Consider the following 2,120-nt stretch of genomic DNA (forward strand, 5'->3'; position numbering starts at 1 on the left):
ACAGCGATTGTTGTTGCTGTTGAAGCTATTATCGGAATAATAACTTCTGAAGCTCCATTTTCCGATGCTTCCATCCTATCTTGCCCTAACTCAGTTAAGTGTCTAAAGATGTTATCTAAAACAACTATTGAGTTATCTACTAGCATTCCCACTCCTAAAGATAATCCCATTAAAGATATTATATTTAACGTCATTCCTTTAGCTCCAAAGAATCCAAATGTTGCAATTATTGAAACTGGTATAGCCACTGTTACAACTAGAGTTGCTCTCCAATCTCTTAAGAAAATAAATAGAATTATTCCAGCTAGCACAAGCCCTGTTATAGCGTTACTTTTTACTGTGTTTATAGATGTAGTTATATCCACAGCAGAATCTCTATTTATAGTAAACGATGCTCCTTTAGGTAAAAGAGGCTCCATCTTTTTTAACTCCTCTTTTGCTATCTTAGAGATTTCAACTGTGTTTCCAACATCACTTTTTTCTATATTTATTATAATATTATCAATACCGTCAGTTCTACCATAGCTGTCTCTATCTTTTATACTTAACTCTACCTTAGCAACATCTGTTAGGTATAATGTTTCACCATTGGCATTTTCTAAAACAATCTCTTTTATGTCCTCTAAAGTTTTAGCCTCTCCTGAAACTTTTACTAAATACTCTTTATCTCCCTCTCTTATATATCCAGATGGGAAGTTTAAACTTGAACTTTTTAAAGTACTATATAAATCTGTTACTGAAAAATTATAAGCCTCTAACTTCTCTGGGTCAATTGTTACTTTAATCTCTTTTTCCAGTCCACCAAAGATACTAACACTTCCTACACCCTCAATTCTCTCAAGTCTTGGGATAACAACATTATCTGCAAAACTTTTTAAGTTTATTAGATCCTCTCCTCTTAATCCAATAAGCATTACTCTATCCCCAGAGGATGAAGTTTTTCTTATAACAGGCTCATCTATATCATCTGGTAGGTTATTTCTTATTCTACTAACTGCTGTCACTAAATCGTTTACTTTATTATCTATAATAACACCATATTCAAATTCAACTGTCAGTGCTGATTTTCCCATAGTTGATTTAGTCGTTATTCTTTTAATTCCTTCTACGCTTGTTAAACCTTTTTCCACTTCTTTTGTAACTAGCTTCTCCATATCATCTGGAGAGGCACCTTTCCAACTTACTCTAATTGCAGCCATTGGCATATTATAATTAGGCATAAGTTGTGTTTTTAAATTAACTAACGTCAATATCCCTAGTATAACCATTGATATAATTATCATCATGGTAACAACTGGACGCTTTATTGAAAATTGTACTATATTCATGTGTTCCCCCTAATCTATAATGTTTACCTTATCTCTATCCTCTAATAAAAATTGTCCCTCTGTTACAAGTTTCATATTAGAATAAAGTTCGTCACTTATAACCTCTTGTTTATCTCCATTAGAATATCCTCTTTCAATCTTTATTCTTCTAGCTTCATCATTTTCTACAACAAAAATATACGAATATAGTTCCTTTATAACAATGGCATTTTTAGGAACTAGATATCCATTTTGTTTACCAGTTTCAACTAGTACTTTAGAATACATACCTTTTTTTATTTTTCCCTCTGGATTTTCAATCTCTACTTTTATTTGGTATTTTTTATTATCTTTATTAGCTACAGGATTTATTTCATATACACTACCAAAATAGTTATTTTCAATTCCCTCTAAATCTATCTCTGCTTTATTTCCAACAGACAACTGACTTATCTCATGAACAGAAACTCCTGTTTTTACAAGAATTTTACTAATATCTACAACTGTTACTAGATCAGTATTCGAAGGTATTTTTTCATAAAGCTTCAGATTTAAATCAGTAATAACTCCATCTAATTTAGATTTCACAACTAAATCTTCAAAATCTTTTTTAGCTGATAAATAAGTTGCTTCTGAACTTTTCAAATCACTTTCAGATTGAAGATACCCTGTTTTTTTAGTCAAATACTCATCCTCTGATATAAGATTTTTGTCATAAAGTTGTTTAAACTTTTCATAGTTTTTTCTTTTTATTTCAAAGTCAGCTTTATTAGATACATACGTTGCTTGAGCTTTTAAATAAGCTGATTGCAC

Annotated in this window: 2 protein-coding genes; both read right to left on the reverse strand. The window is 30.9% G+C overall.

Going from position 1 to position 2,120, the window contains the following annotated elements; genetic code table 11:
• On the reverse strand, positions 1-1,328 hold a 1,328-nt coding region (locus HMPREF0202_RS15305; protein ID WP_023052347.1), incomplete at its 3' end, for an efflux RND transporter permease subunit.
• A 9-nt stretch (positions 1,329-1,337) separates the two neighbouring features.
• On the reverse strand, positions 1,338-2,120 hold a 783-nt coding region (locus HMPREF0202_RS06675), incomplete at its 5' end, for an efflux RND transporter periplasmic adaptor subunit (RefSeq protein WP_040406704.1).

Source organism: Cetobacterium somerae ATCC BAA-474, from assembly GCF_000479045.1.
Lineage (GTDB): Bacteria > Fusobacteriota > Fusobacteriia > Fusobacteriales > Fusobacteriaceae > Cetobacterium_A > Cetobacterium_A somerae.